Genomic DNA, 23,241 nt, shown 5'->3' with positions numbered 1-23,241 from the left:
TTACTGTGTCTTATTTGTTTTTCATTTTGATATCGATATAAACACCTGCTGGCATCTCTAATCTTGATAACGCATCTACAGTCTTCTGTGTAGGTGTTACGATATCGATCAGTCTCTTATGAGTTCTCTGCTCGAACTGCTCTCTGGAGTCTTTGTACTTGTGAACAGCTCTTAAGATTGTTACAACTTCCTTCTTAGTTGGAAGTGGAACCGGTCCGCTCACCTGTGCTCCGTTCTTCTTTACAGTTTCGATGATTTTTTTTGCGGATGCATCTACTAACTGATGATCATACGCTTTTAATGTGATTCTCATTACTTGACTTGCCATAAAAAAAGTCGCCTCCTTTTCGTACTTTTAACTTCAGTACGACAAGCGGTGACTGTACACTCTCCCGTGTGTGTCGTGAGAAACTCACACGTTGTTTCATACTTATACCTAATGGTAATCAGTAATCAGTTTTTGATTCGTACAGTGACTTGTCGCCAGTTTCCTAACTTGACATTCGCTCCACGGAAAACCCGTCATTCTCGACGGCAACCTCGCGTTTCATTGCTATCATGTCACAGCTCTCTTAGTATATCTAATCCAAGGCAATAATGCAAGTCTTTTTTTTATTTTTTTGTACTTTTTCCAGTACAATCTAAAAACCACGTATTTTCAAGGTTTGCGCACCTTTGCAATCCTGCCGGAGGCTATATCAGCTGGGGGGATTGGCTCCCGTCACTGATACCAGCTTGTTTCTCACCACCTATAGAGGCGGGAGTCATCTCTCAGCTTATTTTATCGGACAAAAGAAAAAGCACGACATCTGCTCATGTCGTGCTCTTTCTTTTTGGTATGTCATTGAGAGGTTTTCCTCGTTGCATTGCAGTTTGTTATTATATACAAAGCTGGGGAATGCTCCTCCGAAGAGGAAGTATATATATTAATTGGAGTTTACCGTTGCAAGACTATTCTTGGGGGAAACAGCCGGCAACAGCTTAACTGCAATCACAACCAAAGTTGTCATTTAACTTAAACATGTCTCAAAATATAATAGCAGTCATCTATATGAATCATATTAAGATAACCGCCGTTGGTCTGAACATCTTTAAGTTGCTTATAATATACCACTTGCAAGCGCTTTCGTCAATTGAATCCCAGTGTTTTTTTGTATTTTTATACGATATGACAAATAAGCATTTTCATTCTCTACTCTTTTAGTCAATTTACCCATTCTATTTATTGTACTTCTATATAATTAATGTTTTTCATAATGTTTTTCTATTATTTTTGTAACTTATCGTTCTTTTTTGAAGTTTCCTGTAATTTATTGTCCTCCTTTTTTCTTCCCTGATTATTTTAAAGATTCTATTTTCAATTTCTTTCGTTTTTCTCAATGAGTTTTTATATATAAAAATGCATTTTCTTACATTTTTCCATGATGTAATAAAAAAGATCCATCGCTCTTGCAATAGATCTGAATCCTCTCTTTTGGCGGAGGCATGTGGGAATCGAACCCACCCGGGACGCTCTTAACGCCCCACACTAGTTTTGAAGACTAGGAGGCACACCAGTTACCCAACTACCCCCGTATTAAATTACGCACGTTTTAATCACGCTATGATAGAATATCATATTTTTCGATATTTTACAAGTATTTATTGCATTTTTTTATACAAGGCACTCATGCAGGTCTTCTGGTTCAATCCCAACTTTCTCCATCATGGCAACGATTTCTTCTCTCTCGTCAAGTGCTGCGCACCAGGAAAGTCCACATCCTGCTGAGATAGCTCTTGGAACCGGGATGATTCTGCCCGGTGTATTATTCTCTTTACATGCCTTTTCCATAGCCATCGCATCTGCAGTTGTATGGAAAGTAACTACCAGTTTCAATTCTTTTTTTCTCATCAGTGTCTTCCTTTTCTATCTCAAGTTATGCTTTATCTTTTTTACTCTTCATCCTGTGCAAGCTCTTCAATTGCACGGATTGCAGTTTCAATTTCCTCATCTGTATTGTAATGGGAAAAACTAAACCTCACTGCTCCTTGTTCTACATTTCCAAGTGCTTCGTGTGCCAGTGGAGCACAATGACCACCCGGTCTTGTAGAAATACCATATTCCGTAAGCAATTCATCACTGACCTCTGCTGAATCATAATCTCCAATATTCAGTGCGACAATCGCGCAACGGTTCTTTGTGCTGAAATCACCATATACCGTAACATTCGGAATATCTTTAACACCTTCATAAAATTTCCACATCAGTTCCTGCTCGCGCTCCCTGATCGTGTCAATTCCAGTCTCTTCCAGATATGCAAGAGCTGCATTCATTCCCGCAATACCATGACCATTGAGTGTTCCTGCCTCCAATGCCGTCGGCATCTCCACCGGATGTTTTTTATTGTAAGTCTGAACTCCGCTTCCACCGCTCAACAATGGTTGCACTGTGATCCCTTCTCTGACATACAGACCTCCGGTCCCCTGCGGAGCAAGCAGACCTTTGTGTCCAGTAAAACAAAGCACGTCAATATTCATTTTCTGAACATCAATCGGAAATACTCCCGCCGTCTGAGATGCATCTACGATCAAAAGAACTCCGTGTCTATGTGCCATCTCACCGACAGCTGCAACATCCACATAATTTCCTGTAAGATTGGAACCATTGGTACATACTATAGCTTTTGTCTTTGGCGTGATCGCAGCTCCCATATCCTCCAGGGAAAAATTTCCCTGCTTGTCTGCTTTTATAATCGTAAGCTTCGCGCCTCTGTCTTCCATCTCATAGAGTGGTCGAAGCACAGAGTTATGCTCCAGCATGGTTGTGATCACATGATCTCCCGGTTCAATCAATCCTTTAATCGCAATATTCAGACTTTCTGTCGAATTCATTGTAAACACAATCTGCTTCGGATTTTCTGCCCCAAATAATTTTGCAAGCCTTTCTCTCGTATCATAAATAATTCTTGATGCACTTAAAGACGCCTCATTCGCACCACGTCCGGCATTTCCCATAGAACTCATAGCTGCGACTACCGCATCGATCACCGTCTTCGGTTTATGCATAGTCGTTGCTGCATTATCCATATATATCACGCTAATATCCCCTTTCGTCGCTTCTATATATTTATTGTATGATGCCAGGGTCCCAACATCATTGTACAAACTTAATTCTATCTCTTTCTCTTTATTTAAATAAGTCACTGATATATTTCATAGTCATTTATATATTTCATAGTCACTTATATGTTCCGTAACCACTATTCTATGTCATATACTTCCTTTACGATCCGGATAAAACGGTCTGCCGATCTTGTCATCTGATAATTTTTATTATAGACCAGATTGATATCTCGTCCTTCATCAGCGCCCGGAATCGGGAATATAAGCAGGCCATCTTCATCCTCAGCTGCCAGTCTGGAAAGGACCGTAATCCCCATGCCTTGTTTTACAGACTTTTTAATTGTCTCCTGATTCGCAATGCTCGCCACAATATCCAAAGCCTCCATGGATATTCCAGCATTTTTCAACTGTTTTTCCGCTTCTTTTCTAGTACCTGATCCTTCTTCACGTAAAATCAGCGGTTTCCTTTTGATCCAGTCAATGTCATCACGATTCTGTTCTTTCAGTATTCTATATTCCGGTGTATCCGGAGTGATCACAGCCAATTCATCCTTATAGAAAGGTATGTACTTGCAGTGCTTTTTCTCAAGTACAGTACCTGTAAAGCCGACATCGACCATGTGATCTACAACCTGTGTAACCACTTCACTACTATCGGTTTCCATAATCTTAATCTGCTCTTTTGGATGGCGTTCTCTGTAACACATCAATACTTTCGGCAGAAGATACTGCGCAGGTATTGTTGATGCCGCAATTGTGATAACATGTTTTCCATCATCACTATCCATATAAAACCGTTCTTCTATCGCCTTTTCAAGATCTGTGATCTGCTTCGCATAACGGTACAGATCTTTTCCGTCATCTGACAGACTTACTTCTTTTGTATTTCTTATAAATAACCGTACATTCAATTCCTTTTCCAGGGAGGAAATATGCGCACTGATTGTCGGCTGTGTCAGGAAAAGTTCTTTGGCAGCCTTCGAAAAGCTGCCACTTTCAGATACCTGTACAAAAGCCTCTAATTGTTTCAAGTTCATTAGTATGCTACCCTTTCACTTTCTGCTCCGACTTTCTTGGTAACTTTGATACTGTCCATATATTCCAAAATTGGTTTCGCACTCTTTCGGCTGGTCGCAAATATATCTCGTACCTGAGCAATCGTAATAACCGGATCTTCCGCTAATTTCTCCCGAATGATATTCTTTGCTTCTTCCATATATTCCGTCAGTGTATACATATCTTCTGCGATTTTTACTACTTTACCCTCGACCAGCAATACATTCAGGATATCATCAGCCATTGCTCTTGGAGTCTTTCCAAAGTCAATCTCTGAATATTTTGCAAAGTCATATTTCGCACTTTCAAATGTACCAAGCACGGTCTTTGCTATCTTGTTATACGTCTCATCTTTCTTTATTTCAAACTGAGGTGTGCACAAAAATTCTCCGACACGTTTCACATATCCCTCAGTTTCCAACAGCTCAATGACTTTATCAAACACATTCGGTTTCATTCCCTTAAAATGTGTCATCTGCACTTCCGCTTTCTTCATTCCATAACGATACGGATTCTCTTTTTCATAGGATTCCAGACTCTTCACAATCGCCTGTACTGCTCCACGTTTTGAATCCGCATGCCATGTAAACGTATCTTTTTTCATCGGGAATACATAAATCTGGCCATTCTCTTTTAATTCTTCTATATCCTGGTTTACCTCATCCATGGACAATGCCGTCAGCTTTGCAAGTTCTGCAGAAGTGATCATTGTGTCTCCATGTTCTTTTATATGAAGTTCAATTACATCCGCTGAAGAACCGGATTCTTTTCTCTTAAGTTCTTCAATCACATCTTGTTGAAAACGTCTCTTCACACCCGGATTTGGCTCAAGAATCACGCCTCCCCCAATCGTCTCCATCGGAGAATAAAAACGGACTACAAACTTATCACCTCTGCGTACTGCAATTTCATCTTCCAGGCGAAGTTGAACATATCCACTCTCACCTGGTCCGATTTCTTCTTTATCAAGCAGTACTGCACGGCATAAAATTTCACTCGTTCCTGTAAACAGATGTAATCTCGTATGATTCGTCAATACCCGCATAGAGGAGTCCAGTATATTCATCTTCACATCCAGCAGGTCTGTATTTTTCATACTTGCCGGCGGTGCCAGCACACAGCCTCGCTGAATTTCTTTTTTCTTAACATTAGACAGATTAATTGCCACACGTTGTCCCGCATAACACTCTTTTTTATCCTGACCATGTACCTGAATGCTGCGAATCTTGCACTCTTTGCCAATCGGATACATTTCCAGAGTATCTTCTTTACGAATCGTACCAGACACAAGGGTTCCGGTAATAATCGTGCCAAACCCAGACAATGTAAATGCGCGGTCAATCGGAAGTCTCGGAATTGTATTCACATCTTTAGCTACAACTTCATCACTTGTCATATGCTCGATCACCTGAATCAGTTCTTCCAGTCCCTGACCGGTTGCAGCAGACACCTTACATACCGGTGCTTTTTCCAGAAATGTGCCTTTTAATTCTTCACGCACTTCCTCTTCCACCAGTTCCAGCCATTCTTCATCTACGATATCGCATTTATTCAGGACAATAATACTCTTTTCAATTCCCAGAAGATGCAAGATATCCATATGTTCCCTTGTCTGCGGCATAATTCCTTCATCCGCCGCAATAACAAGAAGCACCAGATCCATTCCTACAACTCCGGCCACCATATTGTTGATAAATCTCTCATGTCCAGGAACATCGATAATTCCCGCACGGTCTCCACTTGGAAGATCAAAATATGTGAATCCAAGATCTATGGTGATTCCTCTCTTCTGTTCTTCCTCCCAGCGGTCTGTATTTCTTCCTGTAAGAGCTTTGATCAAAGTTGTCTTTCCATGATCGATATGTCCGGCTGTACCAATGATAATATTCTTCATCTGTCTCTATACTCCTAATTGTCTCTATAAAAGACTTGTTTCTTCTAATATATCCATCTCTTTTAACTGCTTTACAGCAAGTGTCATTGCATCTTTATCCAATGTTCTCACATCCAAAAGAATCGTATCATTTACCGTTCTTGGAATAATCGGAACAGGCAAATGTCTCATACGTTCTTCCAGTTCCGGAACACTGATCTTTTCCGGATGGATTGCAACTGCAGCACTTGGAATTCGTTCCAGCGGAAGAGATCCTCCTCCAATCTGCGATTCACAATCCACAACTTCATAAGCTGCAGGCAGCTTTGCTCTCTGAAGCATACGCTTAAATGTCTTTGCTTCTGCAACCGTCTCGTCATAAGACTTTGTGATCATCTTAAGTACCGGAATATTCTGGATTGCATTTTCCTCAGACAGGTATTCCTGAAGCACCAGTTCCAGTGCTGTTGCTGTAAATTTATCAATTCTAAGAGCACGAGTAAGCTGGTTCTTTTTCATCATATCGATATATGTTTTCTTACCGATAATAATTCCAGCCTGCGGACCTCCAAGCAGCTTATCACCGCTGAAGCACACCACATCTGCTCCTTTTCTGATGGAATCCTGAACAGTAGGTTCATAAGTGATTCCATATTTGCTAAGATCGATCAGAACACCGCTTCCCAGATCTTCAATGACCGGAATATCATGTTCTTTCGCAATCGGAATCAATTCATCAATTCCTACTGTATCTGTAAATCCTACGATTCGATAATTACTTGTATGAACTTTCAGAAGCGCCTTTGTCTCTTCTGTAATTGCGCTCTCATAATCATCATAATGTGTCTTGTTAGTCGTTCCGACTTCTACCAGTGTTGCTCCACTTTGTTCCATAACATCCGGAACCCGGAATTTTCCACCGATTTCAACAAGCTCACCGCGGGATACAACGACTTCGCCTCCTTTTGCAAGGGAACTTAAAATAAGCATAACAGCTGCCGCATTATTATTTACCGCCATCGCAGCCTCTGCGCCTGTAATCTTACAGAGCAGTTTTTCAAAATGTGAATATCTCTCTCCGCGTCTTCCGGCTTCCAGATTGTATTCCAGATTAGAATATCCCGTTGCAATCTGAGCGATCCGATTCATGTGTTTCTGGCTGATCGGTGCTCGTCCAAGGTTCGTATGAAGAATCGTTCCTGTCCCATTGATGACTGAACGCATATTCGGTGTATGCATGGCAGTTACTGTTCTTCGAACATTCGTATTCAAATTCTCAATCTGTTCTTTTGCCTTTTCCTCATCCTCGCATGTTCCGATATATTTTCTGAGTGCATCCATCTCCAAATGAATCGATTCCACTACCGTATCCCGGCTGTATGTTTCAATCAGCCCCTGAATCTCCGGGTCTTCCAGCAATACATCCACTTTCGGAATGCTGCGGTATAACATATTCTTATTCATGACTTCTTTGTTCCCCTTCTTTTTCTTTTGTTCGTCTGACTAATACAGACGAATCAGTTTATCGCTCTTCTCTGCCACTTTTCCAATAACAGAAACTTTTGTATCCATATGTGCCGCGCGAAAATCTGCAAGCATCTCCTGAAGATTCTCTGGCGCCACACTCATCAACAATCCACCTGATGTCTGTGGATCATACAGAAGATCCAGGTAGAAATCTTCCACATGTCCAACCTCGACCCGATTGATAGAGTATCCTCGATTCTTGTAAGCCCCCGCCGGGACAAGTCCCATCTTCGCATAGTCAATTGCGTCTGCAAAATATTCGATATCACGGACATTGATCTCGAAAGTCACTTCACTGGCAGATGCCATCTCTACACAGTGTCCTAAAAGTCCAAATCCTGTAATATCTGTACACGCAGATACGTCGAATTTCTCAACTACTTGTTTTCCAAGTTTATTCAATGACGCCATGACCGTCTCCGCTTCACGGATTGCGGAAGGTGATGCCATATCAGCTTTGATCGCTGTATTTACCACACCGCTCCCAATCTGTTTTGTCAATACAAGAATATCTCCCGGTCTGCATCCATAGTTCTTGAATATCTTGTCAGGATGTACAAAACCAGACACGCACAATCCATACTTCGGCTCATCGTCCTGTACAGAATGTCCGCCTACCAGCACTGCTCCTGCTTCTTTTACTTTATCTGCACCACCAGCCAGTATATCACCAAGGATTGCCGGATCCAGACAATTCGGGAATCCAACAATATTCAGTGCAACCGCCGGTTCCCCACCCATAGCCCATACATCACTCAATGAATTGGCTGCGGCGATTTGTCCGAACATATAAGGATCATCAACAATCGGAGTGAAAAAATCTACCGTTTGAATCATCGCGATATCGTCAGTGACTTTATAGATGGCTGCATCATCGGATGTCTCAATCCCTACTATTAACTTATCATCCTGAAATTTTGGCAGCTTACTCAGTACCTGAGCAAGGGTCTCCGGACCTATTTTGGCCGCTCACCCCGAAGTCTTGCTTAAGCTAGTCAACTTGACATTTGTTTTCATTTTTCTTAATTCCTCCTCAATGTTGAATAAATAATTATATATGAATAAAAGGAGCTTTCCATTCAGTCACAACAGAAGGCTCCTCTTTTCATCTCAATCCGGTAATTCCAGAGCTGTCCCCCAAGACAGCATCTGGCACGCCCTTCGCGTGCTCATCTTATGGTTTAATGATCTTAGTTGCTTTTGCCTGTGTCTCAACAATGCTGTACATATTCGTCACAGAACCTACTGCAAGCTTGTCTTTTAATCCATAGTAATCAAGACATGTTCCACATGTCATAATCTCTACTCCCTGTGCTTCCAGAGATTTCAGATCTTCTAATGAATCAGATCCTTCAGTTGTAAGTGTTGCTCCTCCATTATAGAAAAGCATAGTCTTTGGTAATTTATCAAGCTGAGTTACAGCAAAAATAAATCCTTTGATCAGGACTTTACCAAGTTCATCGTTACCTGTACCCATGCGGTCAGAGCTTATTACAACAACTGTATTGTCGTCCTGCGCATCATCCTCTGCTGCTGGTGCTCCTTCCATCTCGATCGTAACAACATATTCTTTCTCAGCTTTCTGCTCAGATGTAACTTTTCCTCCGGCACTTGCAGCCATCTTTGTCACATTCTGTACGGCAATCTCGTTATCAACTAACACTTCGATTGTCTCCGGTCCTGTAAGTGCATCCATTGCTTTTTTTGTCTTGATAACCGGAATCGGGCAGTTATCTCCCATTGCGTCAACTGTAATCATTGTATATTTCCACCTTTCTTTTATTTAAATATACCATTTCTTACGCACACTATAGATACATACTATCACTTCTAGCTGGAAAGGTAAATGGTATTTTTATGCTATTTTGGACTTTTTTGTCGTTATTCTGGACTTCCAGGACACGATAGCCACCCTGAACATAATATGCCGGCTTCATCTGTCCTTTTTTGAACTCTGCCAGGAACTCATCCATCGTTCTGACCTCATTCGGAAAATATGTCGCACACACACCGACTTTTTCCGGCACATGACAGTCGCTGGAACCAAGTGTAAAATATCCATACTGCCTTGCATATGCCGCTGCTTTCATACATGCAGCAAAAGATGTACTTCCATTGAGCACCTCCACACCATCCAGACCGCGCACCACAGCCAGATTCTCCTCCAGGCCTCGGTTATTATTGCGAAATGGATGCGCTGCAAAACAAACGCCTCCCTGTGCTTTTACAAAATCTATAAAATCCTGTGCCGGGATCCGCTCTTTCGGGTAATCTTCAATTCCAAATGCGACAATGTCTCCCTGAAGAGAATAATACTCAATCCCAACAAAAATTGGGAAGCCTGTCCTCGCTGTATATTCTGCTGCATAGTCCTTAAGCCCCATACTGTCATGGTCAGTAATGCAAAGCGCTCCAAGCCCTTTCTCCTTACCGATCCGAACCATCTCTTCCAGCTTCAGGAAGCTGTCTGGTGAATATGTCATTTCATGCATGTGTGTGTCAATAAACATAATTTTTCCCTCCTCTTTATATTATAAGAAGATTCTCGCTCATCTTCAAATTGACTTTTATAATAATTGTCCGTTTATATAGAAAATATCTATAATTGAAAATGTGTTGTGCCTATGCTACACTTATGATACTGAGTTTTTGTGTAAAATAGCACTGTACTTCAGTCTGAACGGTAAAATCCGTAAAATATCCAATGATTTTCTATATAAATTTTAAAGGAGTTTTATTATGTGGATTGCAGATAAATGGAAAGATTATGAAGTCATCGACTGCAGCGGCGGCGAGAAGCTGGAACGCTGGGGTGATTACACACTGGTACGCCCGGACCCGCAGGTCATCTGGGATACCCCAAAAAAAGAAAAAGGCTGGAAGCATAGGAACGGTCACTACCACCGCAGCAAAAAAGGCGGCGGTGAATGGGAGTTTTTTGATTTACCAGAACAGTGGCAAATTCACTATGGTGAGCTGACATTCAATTTAAAACCATTCAGTTTCAAACACACTGGACTTTTTCCGGAGCAGGCAACAAACTGGGACTGGTTTGGTGATAAGATCCGCAATGCCGGACGCCCGGTCAAAGTTCTGAACCTGTTTGCCTACACCGGCGGAGCTACACTTGCAGCAGCCGCTGCCGGCGCACATGTCACTCACGTGGACGCTTCCAAAGGTATGGTAGCCTGGGCGAAGGAGAATGCCGCATCATCCGGATTGTCCGATAAACCAATCCGCTGGCTTGTAGATGACTGTGTAAAATTTGTAGAACGAGAAATCCGCCGCGGCAATCATTACGATGCTATCATTATGGATCCGCCGTCTTACGGACGCGGACCAAAAGGTGAGATTTGGAAGATCGAGGATGCCATTCATCCACTTATTAAGCTGTGTACTCAGATTCTTTCTGAGGATCCGCTTTTCTTCCTGATCAACTCCTATACAACAGGGCTTGCTCCTGCCGTATTAACTTACATGCTCGGAACAGAGTTAAAATCCTTCCATGGACATGTAGACTCTCAGGAAATCGGTCTTCCGGTCACAAGCTCCGGACTGATCCTTCCATGTGGAGCTTCGGGACGTTGGGAAGCAGATCATTAATTATCTTAATATACTTAAGCTGTCCGAATTACCAATTCGGGAAATATATTGAAAAAGTGTACAATTACATGAAAAGGCTGCAGAAATAGATGTAGATTAAAAACATTGATTTTCTGCAGTCTTTTATTATCATGACATCCTTATATTTTCTTGCAGAAAACATATCTCGGAAGTCCGCCGTATTTCAGGTCCTTGGCCACAATCTCATACCCGAGTTTTCGGAAATTATTCACACTGTACACATTTTCCGGATGAGCCGTCCCCATAAGCCAGTGATACCCTAAGAATTTCAAATGTTCTTCCGCTGTTTTCATCAGTTCTTTTTGCAGACCTCTTCCCCGGAATTCTTCATCTACCATCGCAATTTCCATATGCGCGACACGGGTAAGCTCTTCCTCGTTTAAATTCAGATATTTCCCCAGATTCTCCTCCCCGAGTTCTGATGTCCGGGCTATAAAAATTCCTGCCAGTTCGTATTCATGTCCTCTCACCGGAGCCTCTGCTTTTACTGCAAATCCTGCTGTCGCCACATAACGAAGAATCTTCTCCTCTTTATCCATACTAAACCAGCTCTTATCCGGAATGCCCTCATAAATTCTCTGCATAAAATTATAAATTTCCGGTCCTTCCTGCTCCTGGGCCTGTTCAATACGGAACCAAGGACAATCATCATCGCCATTCATCAAATGACTCTCTACTTTCTTCAGATCCTTCCAGAAGAGCGTCTGCATTTCTCCGTTTTCTTTCTGAAAATCTCCTCTTTCCGCATATCTGCTGCGCCCAAATGTTCCCATTGCCCGTGTAACTCCATAATCTATAATTCCTGCCGCATAATGAATACCTCTGTCCCACATCACTTTTTCTGCTGCACGCATCATCTTATTAATCAATCGTACCGGTACCCCCTCCCCATTTCTTATATAAGTCATAGGATACCAGGAATAGATCAATGCAGCACTTTTCCTTTCTTCCTCGCTAAGTTCAAGTCCGGTTTCCGCAAGAATTTTGTCCACGCCTTCCGTCTGGACAACAAACACTGCCACCATCTCGCCATAACGCATCGCTTTTACTGCAAATCCTTTGTCTGTCATATAAGAACGCATTTTTTCATCAGATTCCAGGCGAAAGACCTTGCACTTTTTATTCTTTGTCCTTTCAAATGTATCTCTGACAACTTCAAGTGCCTCCGAGATTTCCTCTTCTGTCACAAGTGATAGCTCGAGTGTCTGATCATTATATTCATATATTTCAATAATTTCATCTTCCATAATCGTATTTCCTTTCTTGTATAAAATCCACTTGAATTTATCATAATTATACACGTCTGCTTTCTTTTGTGCTATAATCCGTCGTAGAAAAGTTGTAACTAAATATATTTACGAATTCTGGAGGAAATAAAACTTATGAAATTAATGATTGCATCTGATATACATGGTTCTGCATATTATTGCGAGAAAATGATTGAAGCATACAAAAGGGAAAAAGCTGACAAACTATTATTATTAGGTGACCTTCTTTATCATGGGCCAAGAAATGATCTGCCAAAAGACTACAACCCAAAGGCTGTCATTGCTATGTTAAATGCTATGAAAGAGGATCTGTTATGTGTCCGCGGCAACTGCGACACCGAAGTAGACCAGATGGTACTGGAATTCCCAATTCTTGCCGATTACTGTTTTATTGAACTGGACGGTCATACTATTTTTGCAACTCACGGTCATCACCATAATCCTGCAAATCCGCCAATGTTAAAGAAGGGAGATATTCTCCTGAATGGACACACACACATTCCTGCAAATCAGGATATGGCTGATTTCACTTACATGAATCCAGGTTCTGTGTCTATTCCAAAAGAGAATTCCGCACATGGATATATGATCTATGACCAGGAATTCATCTGGAAAGATCTGGACGGAAATGTGATCGATATGATGTAAGTGTCAAAAGTATAAATTGTGTTTGTGCTCGCACAAATAAGCAATTTATACTTTTTGACACGCTGAACACCGAGGACGAAATAAAATGGTGTGAATACACCATTTTATGGGAGTTCGAGGTGTTCAAGGATTGCGGGAATTGCATAGCAATGGAGCAATCCGATTACATCATTATTATCAACCGCTAAAAATTATACAAGGAGGATTTTCTATGTTCCGATTATGGGCAAAAGAATTTAAAGATAATAGAATGCTGCGGGATACTGTCATAGAAGTTGATAACGATGACACCCGCACACACAAGATTTTTCATGCAATTGACGAAGTCTGCCATGAATTTGATCTGAGCAACCCAATCTGGCTGGATTCTAATATTGATGAATTCAAAAGACATGCAAAGACAAGATTTCATCAGGATAACTTCGTAGATTCTATTGAATTTGACTATCTGGAAATTCATATAATAGAAGAATAAAAGAATAAAAGACTTTGGGACAGGTGATTTTTTCACCTGTCCCCTTTTCACCTGTTCTTGCTTACTTTATTCACTGCGGATTGCCGCAAGCGGACTCAGTCTCATTGCCCGAAGCGCCGGGAAATATCCCGCCACCATTCCGACCAGCATCGCAAATCCAAGAGAAATAAGCACCAGCCATACCGGAATATAAGAAATATTTCCTTCTACTCCCAGTGCCGAGCTTTGTGCTGTTACCATATTGATTGCACCAGACATTACAAAGCTCACCATATTTCCGACTATTCCACCGAGGAGTCCGATAAATGCTGCTTCAATCAGAAACATTTGCTTAATGTTTTTCAGACTGCAGCCAAGTACTTTGATGACTCCGATCTCTTTTGTTCTCTCATATATGGACATCATCATCGTATTTGCAATTCCGATTGCTGCAACAATCAGGGAAATCGCTCCGATTCCACCAAGCACTGCCTGGATCACTGCCATCTGCTTTTTCATGCTGTCCATATATTCAACATTCGTCTCTACATTATATCCCATCTCGCGGATCTGTTTTGCCACATCATTGACATTACTCATATCATCTACTTTGACCTGCGCTGAAGAATAATAGAATTCTTTGTAGGCTTTCCCTGACTTTGTAGACGGCTGCCCCGGAATCACTCTTCCTTTGAATTCCTTTTTCATAATCTGTTTTAATGTATCCAGATCACAGAATACATAGTAGGAATTCACATTATAATCGTCAACGCCTCCTGCCACAACGCCACTGGCAGTTACAATATGTTTCTTGGCTGACTTCGGAACATTGGATGTTCCATTTCCGTCAGTTCCTGCATCGCCCTGAAGCCCACCGGAACTCTGCCTGTTGTAATAAGCATCCTGATCCAGGATCATAAACATAGAATCCTTCATCAGATCAATGTCCGGAAGTTCTCCTGTCTCCCAATATCCTGATGAATTATTTCCTCTCTCACTGAAATTGGCCAGAACATTGTTACCATAAACCAGCTCCAGCTTTCCAGTCCCGGATTTTGGAAGAGTTCCTCCATCTGCCAGCTTGATATCTCTCATTCTCAAGCCCTCCGGTGTACTTGCGTACAGGGAAATATATCCTTCATATTTCCCTTTCAGACAAATTGCGGATGTTTCATAGATTGGTGCTGCTGCTTTTACATGTTCCAGCTCACCGAATTTTTTCACACAATTGTCATCAATATATTTGCTTGCCTCATCGGATTTATCGGATTTATCGGATTTATCGGAGTTCGATGAATGCATCATCCCATCTCCGACAGATCCGCTGCCCGTTACGTTTATAGTCGTAAGTCCCCCTGACTGCTCCATCTCATCATAGACTGATTTCTGAAGTCCAAGTCCAAGAGACACCATAACTACGATAGATGCTGTTCCGATGACGACTCCGAGCACCGTAAGAAATGTACGAAGCTTTCGTCTCTTAAGGTTGCTCGCGCTCATCCTCAGAAGATCTATCCAACTCATCCAGCAGCTCCTCCTCTTCATTTAACATCTGCTTTTTCTTCTTTTTCTTTACAAATACTACTGCTGCCACTGCACCGGCTATGATCGCGATTACAACTACGACCGGAACAACCGGAAATCCGCTGCTGCCTGCCTCTACATCACCGTCTGTATTCATATGCATATCAGAGTCATCTACTGCTTCAGTGACTTCCAGCTCAAAATCCTTCGTAGTTTCAGATATATTTCCCGATTCATCTTCATAAGAAAGAGTCATGGTAATCTTAGAATTTCCATTCGTCACTTTTTCGCCTTTCAGCATGGCATCAATAGAACCGGTTGCACCAGCTTCCACATTTCCGATGAAAATCTCCTGTTTTTTGATTCCATTTCCTTCAAATCTGGCTTTTGCATTATACAGTTTAATTCTTCCCAGATTATAAAGACTGCACATAACATTTGCCTCGCCGCCGACCTCAATGGTCTGAGGGCTGATTTCAAATTCGCTGAATTCGAACCTTGCGTCCTGTTTTACCGGAATAGAGATCGATGAGGAAGACTCAATCTGAGTTGCCTGTGAACCTTCGTACTTCATGCTCAAATTAATGCTGTAAGGCTTCTGCAGCAGATTCGCTTTCGCATTCAATGTAATAGAAATATCTGCGGTACCGTCAGCTTTAATTCCATCAAGATAAATAGAATTCGAACCGGAAGTTGGCAGAAATGCCGGCGCACTTGTCTGCTCATCACTACCTTCCGTCGGAGCTTGCAGCTCAAACAACATATTCTGGACTTTTGTTTTCTTCGATGTATTTTTCAAATGAATCGTCAGTGTAAAATCACTTCCTGCATGCACCTCTGCCGGATTGGTATCAAACCCTGTTACGATAACTCTCGGTACAGATCCATCGGAACTGCTTCCACTGCTTCCACTGCCGCCACCACTGTAGACTGCCGGCTCGTCATTGCCAACAGAAGCTGTCATAGCACCTCCATCAGCAGAACCACTTCCCGAACCGCCGCCATTTCCTGCATCACCTTGGTTTTGAGAATTATCTCCCGGTGTCGGTTCTGGCGTTACAGTTTCATTTTTTGCGTAAACAAATATTGAATCTGTTACAATTGCACCGTCGATGCCTTGCACATACACGGAAAATGGAATCGTATAACTATTTCTCTTTGCTCCCTCTCGTCTTGTAAAATCAAAGGAAACACTTTTAGACTCACCATCTGCAACACTGTCTATTTTCTCAGAGTACTGTTTCCAGTCTTTTTCAAATGGCCAGTCACCTGCTTTTTTCTTGCTCATATCCGGCGCCACTTCTACATTGTTCAATTTCTGCCCACTATTATTAGTTATTTGTACTGTAAGTGTTTTTGTCTCCCCGGCTTCAAACGTCTGATTATCCCCAACTAAAGATACTTTAACTTTCGGCTTTTCTGCCGCCTCTGCTTTCACCGCCAGCCCCGGTAATATCATCGCAGCAATCAAAAGTGCCGCTACAATGACTGCCATTACTCTCCTTGATTTTGTCATTTTCCTGTTCCTCCTTACTACTCCCATTCTTTCTATCTTTTTAAATACTCTGTATCTTGTGGATTCATATTTCCCGAAATCGCTTTATCTCTATCTTCTGTATGTTCAGTTCCTGACCGATGATCTTCTATCTTGATGATCTTACCGTCACTGATATGGAACACTCTGTCCGCATAGGTCGCGAGATGATTATCGTGAGTTACCATAACTAATGTTTTCTTCTGCTGCCTTACTACCTGCTGCATCAGTTTCATGACCTCTTCCGATGTGTGGGAATCCAGATTTCCCGTTGGTTCATCCGCAAAAATAATCTTCGGATCTACCACAAGCGCTCTCGCTACACCGACTCGCTGCTGCTGTCCGCCAGACATCTGGTTTGGCATATGTTTCTTATGTTTTCCAAGATTTACAAGATCCAGCATCTTATCCGCTTTTTTTAATCTTACCTCTTTCGGGACTCCTCGAAAGCTCAACGGCAACGCTACATTTTCCACTGCATTCATAGTCCCCAGCAGGTGGAAAGACTGAAAGATAAATCCTACATTGTCCCGCCGGAACTTTACCAACTCTTCTTCGTTCTTCTTTTCGATATGCTCGCCGCTGATGATGACCTCGCCTTTTGTCGGTTTTTCAAGCCCTGCCAGCATATTCAGAAGGGTCGATTTACCAGATCCTGATGTTCCGACAATCGCGCAGAACTCGCCCTTATAAATATTAAAGTCTACGCCATCTAAGGCACGCACGACTTCATCACCCACGCGGTAGAGTTTATACAGATTCTTTACCTCTATGACTTTTTCCATATACCCTCCCTCTTTTTTATGTTTTATTCCTTTATATACATTGTTATACAGATTTTCTCAATTATATATTACATACGTTCATTAAAACATAAAAAAAGAAATACTTCCGGTAGAAATTATGAAGTATTTCTTAATTTTTATGTTTCATGTTTAATTTGTCAGGAAGATATATTATACTGTTTCTCCCTCTCCTTCCTCATTAAAATTTCCTCTATAAGCTAACACTCACTTACTCTCTCAAAATATTAAACAGACTTTCTGCCTCATAAAATACAGTTTCTTGGTGACTATAGTGAGGCTTTCGCAAGAACGAGCACACCAAGTCCCCGCACACAACTTCCGCCTGAACTTTCTACATCGCGAGGATTAATGGCAGGATTTTCGTTATGCCTGCGAGTATAATTCAGTTTTCGGAGCACTGTCTGAGCCTGCCTTTTGGCGAGTTTGCGGAGAAAACTGTAATATATGACGCAGCAGGCATAGAAAATCCTGTCTAATCTGAGCGATATAAAAAGTCATCTTTTCATTTTAGGACTGAATATCAATGATGCGAGATATCCGAATATTAATGCTGCGCTGATACCGACTGCACTGGCTTTGAATCCTCCCAGGAACACTCCGATGAATCCTTCCTGATCTACAGCATCTTGGACCCCTTTCCAAAGAAGGTTCCCAAACCCACACAATGGTACGCTCGCACCAGCTCCGGCAAAATCCTGGAATGGCTGATAGATTCCAATCGCTCCAAGAACTGCCCCGCTGCACACTAGAAGTACCATGATACGCCCTGGCATTAGCTTTGTCCTATCCAGCAGGATCTGCGTCAGAGCACAGATGATTCCGCCTATAATAAATGCTTTTATATAATCCATATCTGTCTCCTCTCCATTTCGAAAACCAAAGATCTACTTATATTCTAAGCTTCATGCTCCAACACAATCGCGTGGGCAATCCCCGGCACACTTGCACCTTCGTTGTAGCTGACCGTAGACATGAGTGCTCCGGTAGGCACAAACAACACACGTTCCCATTCTCCCCGTTCGATTTTGGGAAGAATGTATGCTGAAAGTACCGTTGCCGCGCACCCGCATCCGCTGCCTCCTGCATGGGTGTCCTGGGTCTGCTGATCAAAGATCGTCATACCACAGTCCAGGTGTTTTCCACGGATATCATAACCTTTTTCAAGCAGCAGATCAAAAAGAATGCTCTGTCCCACATATCCGAGATCTCCTGTAATGATCCGGGAATAATCTTCCGGCGATCTTCCAAAATCCTGTAAATTCTGCCAGATCGTATCACAGGCCGCCGGCGCCATACACGCTCCCATGTTCTGCGAATCTTTCAGCCCGTAATCCACAATTTTTCCCACTGTCAGACCACTTATCCTCACATGGCTCTCCTTTTTCCCCACAAGAAACGCTCCACTTCCAGTCACAGTCCAGTGGGCAGACAATGGTCTTTGATTCGCATAACTTAGTGGAAAACGAAATTCTTTTTCCGCACTTCCAAAATGACTGGAGGTCACTGCAAGTATATATTCGCCATATCCTGCTGCCACACTCATAGATGCCAATGCCAATGCTTCTCCCGATGTTGAACACGCCCCGTAAAGCCCGAACATCGGAATCTGCAGTTTTTCCACTCCCATGCTCGTTGCAATCCCCTGTCTTAGAAGATCCCCACCAAACAGATACCGTACCTGATTCTGGCTGACATGCGCCTTTCCCATGGCAAGCAGACAGGCTTCCCTTTGCATCGTGCTCTCCGCTTCCTCCCACGTATTTTCTCCAAACAAATCACTTTCTCCGACCAGGTCAAACATTTCTCCAATCGGCCCTTCCCCTTCTTTTTTCCCGACAACAGCTGCACTGCTGATAAGATAAGGCGCCCGGTCATATGCTATACTCTGCGCTCCTTTTACTAATTTCATGTATTCCAACTCCCTTTTCTTTTTCAAAGAATACAAGAACAGCCTCGACATTCTTACTGCCAAATGCATGTCATGCAATATCTCGCAATGGCATGCAGCACATGGCATCTGCCTGTTCTCATATTTTCAACATGAAATTAGTATGTTTCTTTTTCTGGCAAAATATTCCCCTGATCCGATTATTTTTTCTCCATTATTGATTCTTTCCAATATGATATTCCTGTCCCAAAATTCGCATCACGATTCTCGATACAATATCCACAAGTAAAAATCCAAATACGATCATCAGACAGGTCTCCACCAGGAGAATCATATGTTCTATGGCAAGCGCCATGTTCTGCTTCACACAGCCGTACATCATATAATAAAGATTGGCTCCCGGCATCAGCGGAAATACAGATGCTGTCAGAAAGATTGTGGACGGCGCTTTATTTATTCTGGCCATTACAAATGCATACATTCCCACAAATACAGATGCCAGAAGCATTCCGAACAAATAACTGCCGCCGAATTGTCTCACGATCAGATAGACTGTCCATGTCAGAAATGCTCCGATTCCTGAATAAATAACTTTTTTGCCACGTATCTGATAAATTCCAGCCAGTCCGATACTTCCGACTGATACCGAAACCGCCTGCACAAATATATTGGAGTTTAGCACTGCTCCTCCCGCATTTCCACCGCCATGCAACATTTTCATTGCTAAAGCAATTCCAAATGCAATTCCGAGGGCTCCAAGCACAGAATTCATAATCTCCAGAGTTCCGGAAGTAAAGTTTCTCTGAACAACATCACGCAGTCCATTGATCACGCCAAGGGTACTGATCAGCACCATGACAATCCCGATCATAATACGATCCGAATGAATTGCAATTCCCATTTTTTCTGCTAAAAGTATCACCATCTCTGTTACAAATGCGAGAACTAGATTATAGATCATCGGATTCTTTTCCTGTTTTCCAATCCAGTATCCGGTAAGTGCCATTGCAGCTGAAGCAAAAACGGCTACAATCGCATCATTTCGTCCTCCTCCGAAAAAAATTGCAAATGAAGTTCCACTTACAATCTGTGCCAGCACCATAAGTGGAAATGCAAGTACTTTACTTTTTGCAATTTTTTCATAACGTTCATGAATCTCTGCCTGTTCCGGAGTATTGGCACAAATATATCTGGACAAGTTATTAAGCTGATCCAGTTTATCATAATGAGGACTTGTCATTTCAATATAACGGATCTGTGTGATAATCTCTCCTTCGGGCGTCTCCACCGTCATTTGAATATTGATCTGCGAAGCATAGACATCACTTCGCACAAATCCATAACTTCTGCACATGCGATACAGACTGTCCTCCACACGAAATATTTCTGCCCCGCTTTTCAACAGCTCTTCTCCAATATTTAATATTTCCTGCACAATCAGGTTGTAATCCATCTGCTTATCCCCTTTTTATCAACATTTATCATTCGAATTTCTATCGTTCCATTATAAAGCTTTCCTATTTTCGATACAATGTAAAAAGGTAGTATTTCTTACCAATCTATGATAGAATGTAAATAAATTTGTAGAAAGGTTTATCATTTACATGCACACTTTTTTATTTCTTTTATGCATTATACTGGCTTTAGTATGTGGCACATACGGCATTGCAGTCCGCGCTATTGGCTCTGGTACAGCATTTTTCGCAGTCTGGTTCGTTCTGGCTGTCTTTTTTATATGCGTTGCTATTGGAATTCATTTTAATCTATGGAAAATGTTTCCTGATATTCTAAAAAAAGGAATTGTCATTATATTGGCCGGTTGTCTGGCATCTTTCCTTATTATTGAAGGACTAATCATAAGCCAGATGCATGTAGCGGGTCCTGATAATCTGGACTATCTTATCGTGTTAGGTGCACAAGTCTATAAAAATGGTCCAAGCCCGGTTCTAAAATTTCGACTGGACAAGGCTTATGAATATCTGTCTGCAAATCCGGAAACCCGATGCATTGTCACCGGAGGCCAGGGATCAAACGAACCCCTTACAGAGGCAAGCTGCATGGCAGATTATCTGGTGAAGCGCGGAATTGATTCCGGGCGCATTATTCTGGAGGATAAATCAACCACCACTGCCCAGAATCTGACTAACAGCATGAAACTGATTTCTGCAGATACGATAAATCACGCACTGGATAGCAACACAACGAATACCGTTGGAATTTTGACCAATGATTTTCATATGTTCCGCGCTATGCAGATTGCGCGGGCGCAGAAGATACCAAACGCTTACGGTATTTCCTGCGGCTCCACGAAAGTATATCTGCCGAACAATATGTTCCGGGAATATTTTGCAGAAATCAAATTTCTCCTAAAACAACTTACAAAGCATTTTCAATAATTCTGATACATTGACCGGTTTTGCCAGATGTCCATTCATTCCGGCATCGGTCGATGCTTTTCTGTCTTCCTCAAATGCATTTGCAGAAAGTGCAATAATTGGAATATTTGCAAGATCCGAATCTTCCAGACTTCGGATCTTTTTCGTTGCCATGTAGCCATCCATGACCGGCATCTGAATATCCACGCTTCTCTGGCGCTGCTCTCCTACAATTTTATTTTTTCAAATCGGTATTTTTGCCGGATCTTTGGATATTTTTCCTGATCCACCTCACTCATAAACATATCATACGGTCTGGCACATATCTTGAACGGCGGATACATCCCCTGATAAACGACCAGCTTCTCTCCCGTCTCCGTATGCTGCGCAAATGCCAGAACCTTGTATAAGTATTCCGAAGTTTCAGAAGACACCCACTCCCGTTTAAAATGCTGCACAATATCTCCTACAAGAATGTCCCGCTCCGGCACTTCTCCTACTGCCGGATTTTTTTGCTCCTGTGGTTCTGTGTCCAGTTCCATATATTCATCCTTGTCCAACGAAACCGGAACCCCGGATTTTCCCTCAATGTGTACACCACCGTACCAGGTTCCTGTGATTTCAAAAATATCTCCCAAGTCGTACTCGGAAGAATACTCATCATTTTTCTTAATAATTCTTACTCTTGGCATATTTTAATCTCCTTTTTTCATCAATCTTTAATTCCACAACCATAATCCAGTAATGATTGAAAAATTTATTCACGAAAAAAATCCCTTTATTTTGTAGCTCAATTTTACATTACAATGCCTGCAAATTACTTTGTTCTTCGTGCTGACATTATATATCGTAATTTTACCACAAAACAAGGGGATTTTTTTTTTTTACTTAAACTCTACCACAATTTTTCTTCCATCTACAATGTTATCATACAGGCTGTGTACTACATTTTCTGCGTTATCAGATCCGATGAATTCCGAATCACCGTCTCAAGTGGAACACTTTCCTTTTTCGGCGCTGTGAAATGCCTGTAAACAGACACTCCACATACGCTTACCACAATGAAAACTAACACCACAAATCCAATCTTAATTTTTTCTTCATACTCTTACTCCTCGTCTTTCCTGTAATTTTTCTTTTGTCTTATCTTTGATACCAATTTTTTTGCTGAACTTTGGATTTTTCTCTATTTTTTCTATCACCCGTATCAGCCGTATTCTGTGTTCTGCATTCATTTACACACCGCCTTAATTACTTGTTCTTGCTGTCTTTCGATGATTCCAGTATAATAACTTAAGACATGATGATACATATTCAATAAAGAGTAATAAATATTGATATTCCGCGTATTTCGGGAAATATGGGCTCATCACAAATTTTGATAAAGGATTTATATAAATTATGGGAAAACAATCAACGCGTGAAAATAAGACAATCTATCTTTTTCATAGTATTCTGAAGATACTGATAATTCAATAAATAAAAGAAGATATTTCAATACTCAAAAAAGGTTCACAACTAAAATTCATGACACAGGGAAATATTTTCAATTCATTTACACA

Annotated in this window: 23 protein-coding genes and 1 tRNA gene; 4 read left to right on the top strand and 20 right to left on the bottom strand. The window is 41.7% G+C overall.

The window, feature by feature from the left end; all coding sequences use genetic code 11:
• Nucleotides 1–10 precede the first annotated feature (10 nt).
• From rpsJ to G593_RS0106950, 10 genes are all read right to left on the bottom strand, one after another.
• Complete coding sequence (rpsJ, locus tag G593_RS0106995; RefSeq protein ID WP_005332402.1) at nt 11–328, bottom strand: 30S ribosomal protein S10; 318 nt, start codon at nt 326–328, stop codon at nt 11–13.
• A gap of 1,147 nt (nt 329–1,475) precedes the next feature.
• Nucleotides 1,476–1,573: transfer RNA gene (locus G593_RS0106990), tRNA-Sec, on the bottom strand.
• 81 nt (nt 1,574–1,654) lie between these two features.
• A complete protein-coding gene (locus G593_RS0106985) occupies nt 1,655–1,891 on the bottom strand; it encodes a DUF3343 domain-containing protein (RefSeq protein WP_005332406.1) in 237 nt (78 codons plus the stop codon).
• Between the two features lie 41 nt (nt 1,892–1,932).
• Nucleotides 1,933–3,075 carry an aminotransferase class V-fold PLP-dependent enzyme gene (locus G593_RS0106980; protein ID WP_029731229.1) on the bottom strand — a complete coding sequence of 381 codons (1,143 nt, stop codon included), beginning with the start codon at nt 3,073–3,075 and terminating at the stop codon, nt 1,933–1,935.
• Nucleotides 3,076–3,239: 164 nt separating this feature from the next.
• The gene (locus G593_RS0106975; protein WP_022278974.1) at nt 3,240–4,139 is read right to left on the bottom strand and encodes a selenium metabolism-associated LysR family transcriptional regulator; all 900 of its coding nucleotides are present in this window, start codon (nt 4,137–4,139) and stop codon (nt 3,240–3,242) included.
• The gene (gene selB, locus G593_RS0106970) at nt 4,139–6,052 is read right to left on the bottom strand and encodes a selenocysteine-specific translation elongation factor (RefSeq protein ID WP_005332409.1); all 1,914 of its coding nucleotides are present in this window, start codon (nt 6,050–6,052) and stop codon (nt 4,139–4,141) included. The genes G593_RS0106975 and selB overlap by 1 nt, the downstream gene beginning before the upstream one ends.
• 24 nt (nt 6,053–6,076) lie before the next feature.
• Nucleotides 6,077–7,495, bottom strand: a complete 1,419-nt coding sequence (gene selA, locus G593_RS0106965; RefSeq protein WP_029731228.1) for an L-seryl-tRNA(Sec) selenium transferase — start codon at nt 7,493–7,495, stop codon at nt 6,077–6,079.
• A 39-nt stretch (nt 7,496–7,534) separates the two neighbouring features.
• On the bottom strand, nt 7,535–8,575 hold the full coding sequence (gene selD / locus G593_RS0106960; RefSeq protein WP_081646508.1) for a selenide, water dikinase SelD: 1,041 nt from the start codon (nt 8,573–8,575) through the stop codon (nt 7,535–7,537).
• 157 nt (nt 8,576–8,732) lie between these two features.
• Nucleotides 8,733–9,317 (bottom strand): sulfurtransferase-like selenium metabolism protein YedF, encoded by a 585-nt coding sequence (gene yedF, locus G593_RS0106955; RefSeq protein WP_022278978.1) that lies wholly within the window; start codon nt 9,315–9,317, stop codon nt 8,733–8,735.
• Nucleotides 9,318–9,366: 49 nt separating this feature from the next.
• On the bottom strand, nt 9,367–10,068 hold the full coding sequence (locus G593_RS0106950; protein WP_029731226.1) for a PHP-associated domain-containing protein: 702 nt from the start codon (nt 10,066–10,068) through the stop codon (nt 9,367–9,369).
• Nucleotides 10,069–10,297: 229 nt separating this feature from the next.
• On the opposite strand from G593_RS0106950, the gene G593_RS0106945 reads away from it, so the two are divergent.
• Complete coding sequence (locus G593_RS0106945) at nt 10,298–11,161, top strand: class I SAM-dependent methyltransferase (protein WP_029731224.1); 864 nt, start codon at nt 10,298–10,300, stop codon at nt 11,159–11,161.
• A 140-nt stretch (nt 11,162–11,301) separates the two neighbouring features.
• On the opposite strand, the gene G593_RS0106940 is transcribed toward G593_RS0106945, so the two are convergent.
• A complete protein-coding gene (locus G593_RS0106940; RefSeq protein WP_044994219.1) occupies nt 11,302–12,429 on the bottom strand; it encodes a GNAT family N-acetyltransferase in 1,128 nt (375 codons plus the stop codon).
• A gap of 135 nt (nt 12,430–12,564) precedes the next feature.
• Here G593_RS0106940 and yfcE point away from each other — a divergent pair, with 135 nt between their 5' ends.
• Both yfcE and G593_RS0106930 read left to right on the top strand, forming a co-directional pair.
• Nucleotides 12,565–13,098, top strand: coding sequence for a phosphodiesterase (gene yfcE / locus G593_RS0106935; protein WP_029731221.1), 534 nt, complete (start codon nt 12,565–12,567; stop codon nt 13,096–13,098).
• A 211-nt stretch (nt 13,099–13,309) separates the two neighbouring features.
• Nucleotides 13,310–13,573 carry a hypothetical protein gene (locus tag G593_RS0106930; RefSeq protein WP_005332422.1) on the top strand — a complete coding sequence of 88 codons (264 nt, stop codon included), beginning with the start codon at nt 13,310–13,312 and terminating at the stop codon, nt 13,571–13,573.
• A 66-nt stretch (nt 13,574–13,639) separates the two neighbouring features.
• On the opposite strand, the gene G593_RS0106925 is transcribed toward G593_RS0106930, so the two are convergent.
• The 6 genes from G593_RS0106925 to G593_RS0106900 form a co-directional block, all read right to left on the bottom strand.
• On the bottom strand, nt 13,640–15,076 hold the full coding sequence (locus tag G593_RS0106925; protein WP_029731220.1) for an ABC transporter permease: 1,437 nt from the start codon (nt 15,074–15,076) through the stop codon (nt 13,640–13,642).
• Complete coding sequence (locus G593_RS0106920) at nt 15,033–16,592, bottom strand: COG1361 S-layer family protein (RefSeq protein ID WP_029731219.1); 1,560 nt, start codon at nt 16,590–16,592, stop codon at nt 15,033–15,035. The genes G593_RS0106925 and G593_RS0106920 overlap by 44 nt, the downstream gene beginning before the upstream one ends.
• A 32-nt stretch (nt 16,593–16,624) precedes the next feature.
• Nucleotides 16,625–17,395 (bottom strand): ABC transporter ATP-binding protein, encoded by a 771-nt coding sequence (locus G593_RS0106915; protein ID WP_044994217.1) that lies wholly within the window; start codon nt 17,393–17,395, stop codon nt 16,625–16,627.
• Between the two features lie 515 nt (nt 17,396–17,910).
• Nucleotides 17,911–18,267: a stage V sporulation protein AE gene (gene spoVAE, locus G593_RS0106910; RefSeq protein ID WP_005332426.1), complete on the bottom strand. Its 357-nt coding sequence runs from the start codon at nt 18,265–18,267 to the stop codon at nt 17,911–17,913.
• A gap of 44 nt (nt 18,268–18,311) precedes the next feature.
• Nucleotides 18,312–19,325: a stage V sporulation protein AD gene (locus tag G593_RS0106905; protein ID WP_005339057.1), complete on the bottom strand. Its 1,014-nt coding sequence runs from the start codon at nt 19,323–19,325 to the stop codon at nt 18,312–18,314.
• 193 nt (nt 19,326–19,518) lie between these two features.
• Complete coding sequence (locus G593_RS0106900; protein WP_029731217.1) at nt 19,519–20,757, bottom strand: threonine/serine ThrE exporter family protein; 1,239 nt, start codon at nt 20,755–20,757, stop codon at nt 19,519–19,521.
• Between the two features lie 151 nt (nt 20,758–20,908).
• Between G593_RS0106900 and G593_RS0106895 the strand changes: the two genes are divergently transcribed.
• Nucleotides 20,909–21,700, top strand: a complete 792-nt coding sequence (locus tag G593_RS0106895) for a YdcF family protein (RefSeq protein WP_029731214.1) — start codon at nt 20,909–20,911, stop codon at nt 21,698–21,700.
• Here G593_RS0106895 and G593_RS0106890 read toward each other — a convergent pair.
• The 3 genes from G593_RS0106890 to G593_RS21105 all read right to left on the bottom strand — a co-directional run bounded on the left by G593_RS0106890 (nt 21,671) and on the right by G593_RS21105 (nt 22,914).
• On the bottom strand, nt 21,671–21,886 hold the full coding sequence (locus G593_RS0106890) for a response regulator (protein ID WP_049946466.1): 216 nt from the start codon (nt 21,884–21,886) through the stop codon (nt 21,671–21,673). The two genes, G593_RS0106895 and G593_RS0106890, sit on opposite strands and share 30 nt — an antisense overlap.
• Nucleotides 21,887–21,906: 20 nt before the next feature.
• Nucleotides 21,907–22,371, bottom strand: coding sequence for a DUF1653 domain-containing protein (locus G593_RS0106885; protein ID WP_022278735.1), 465 nt, complete (start codon nt 22,369–22,371; stop codon nt 21,907–21,909).
• A gap of 408 nt (nt 22,372–22,779) precedes the next feature.
• A complete protein-coding gene (locus G593_RS21105) occupies nt 22,780–22,914 on the bottom strand; it encodes a hypothetical protein (protein WP_005332445.1) in 135 nt (44 codons plus the stop codon).
• Nucleotides 22,915–23,241: the final 327 nt, after the last annotated feature.

The sequence above is a fragment of the Dorea sp. AGR2135 genome, assembly GCF_000420885.1.
GTDB classification, from domain to species: domain Bacteria; phylum Bacillota; class Clostridia; order Lachnospirales; family Lachnospiraceae; genus Dorea; species Dorea formicigenerans.
This window is presented reverse-complemented; position numbering and strand designations above follow the sequence as displayed.

Coding starts and splice junctions, on each gene's coding strand:
- rpsJ (WP_005332402.1), bottom strand. CDS start 328: ATGGCAAGTCAAGTAATGAGAATCACATTAAAAGCGTATGATCATCAG.
- G593_RS0106985 (WP_005332406.1), bottom strand. CDS start 1,891: ATGAGAAAAAAAGAATTGAAACTGGTAGTTACTTTCCATACAACTGCA.
- G593_RS0106975 (WP_022278974.1), bottom strand. CDS start 4,139: ATGAACTTGAAACAATTAGAGGCTTTTGTACAGGTATCTGAAAGTGGC.
- selB (WP_005332409.1), bottom strand. CDS start 6,052: ATGAAGAATATTATCATTGGTACAGCCGGACATATCGATCATGGAAAG.
- selA (WP_029731228.1), bottom strand. CDS start 7,495: ATGAATAAGAATATGTTATACCGCAGCATTCCGAAAGTGGATGTATTG.
- yedF (WP_022278978.1), bottom strand. CDS start 9,317: ATGATTACAGTTGACGCAATGGGAGATAACTGCCCGATTCCGGTTATC.
- G593_RS0106950 (WP_029731226.1), bottom strand. CDS start 10,068: ATGTTTATTGACACACACATGCATGAAATGACATATTCACCAGACAGC.
- G593_RS0106945 (WP_029731224.1), top strand. CDS start 10,298: ATGTGGATTGCAGATAAATGGAAAGATTATGAAGTCATCGACTGCAGC.
- G593_RS0106940 (WP_044994219.1), bottom strand. CDS start 12,429: ATGGAAGATGAAATTATTGAAATATATGAATATAATGATCAGACACTC.
- yfcE (WP_029731221.1), top strand. CDS start 12,565: ATGAAATTAATGATTGCATCTGATATACATGGTTCTGCATATTATTGC.
- G593_RS0106930 (WP_005332422.1), top strand. CDS start 13,310: ATGTTCCGATTATGGGCAAAAGAATTTAAAGATAATAGAATGCTGCGG.
- G593_RS0106925 (WP_029731220.1), bottom strand. CDS start 15,076: ATGAGTTGGATAGATCTTCTGAGGATGAGCGCGAGCAACCTTAAGAGA.
- G593_RS0106920 (WP_029731219.1), bottom strand. CDS start 16,592: ATGACAAAATCAAGGAGAGTAATGGCAGTCATTGTAGCGGCACTTTTG.
- G593_RS0106915 (WP_044994217.1), bottom strand. CDS start 17,395: ATGGAAAAAGTCATAGAGGTAAAGAATCTGTATAAACTCTACCGCGTG.
- spoVAE (WP_005332426.1), bottom strand. CDS start 18,267: ATGGATTATATAAAAGCATTTATTATAGGCGGAATCATCTGTGCTCTG.
- G593_RS0106905 (WP_005339057.1), bottom strand. CDS start 19,325: ATGAAATTAGTAAAAGGAGCGCAGAGTATAGCATATGACCGGGCGCCT.
- G593_RS0106900 (WP_029731217.1), bottom strand. CDS start 20,757: ATGGATTACAACCTGATTGTGCAGGAAATATTAAATATTGGAGAAGAG.
- G593_RS0106895 (WP_029731214.1), top strand. CDS start 20,909: ATGCACACTTTTTTATTTCTTTTATGCATTATACTGGCTTTAGTATGT.
- G593_RS0106885 (WP_022278735.1), bottom strand. CDS start 22,371: ATGCCAAGAGTAAGAATTATTAAGAAAAATGATGAGTATTCTTCCGAG.
- G593_RS21105 (WP_005332445.1), bottom strand. CDS start 22,914: ATGAATGCAGAACACAGAATACGGCTGATACGGGTGATAGAAAAAATA.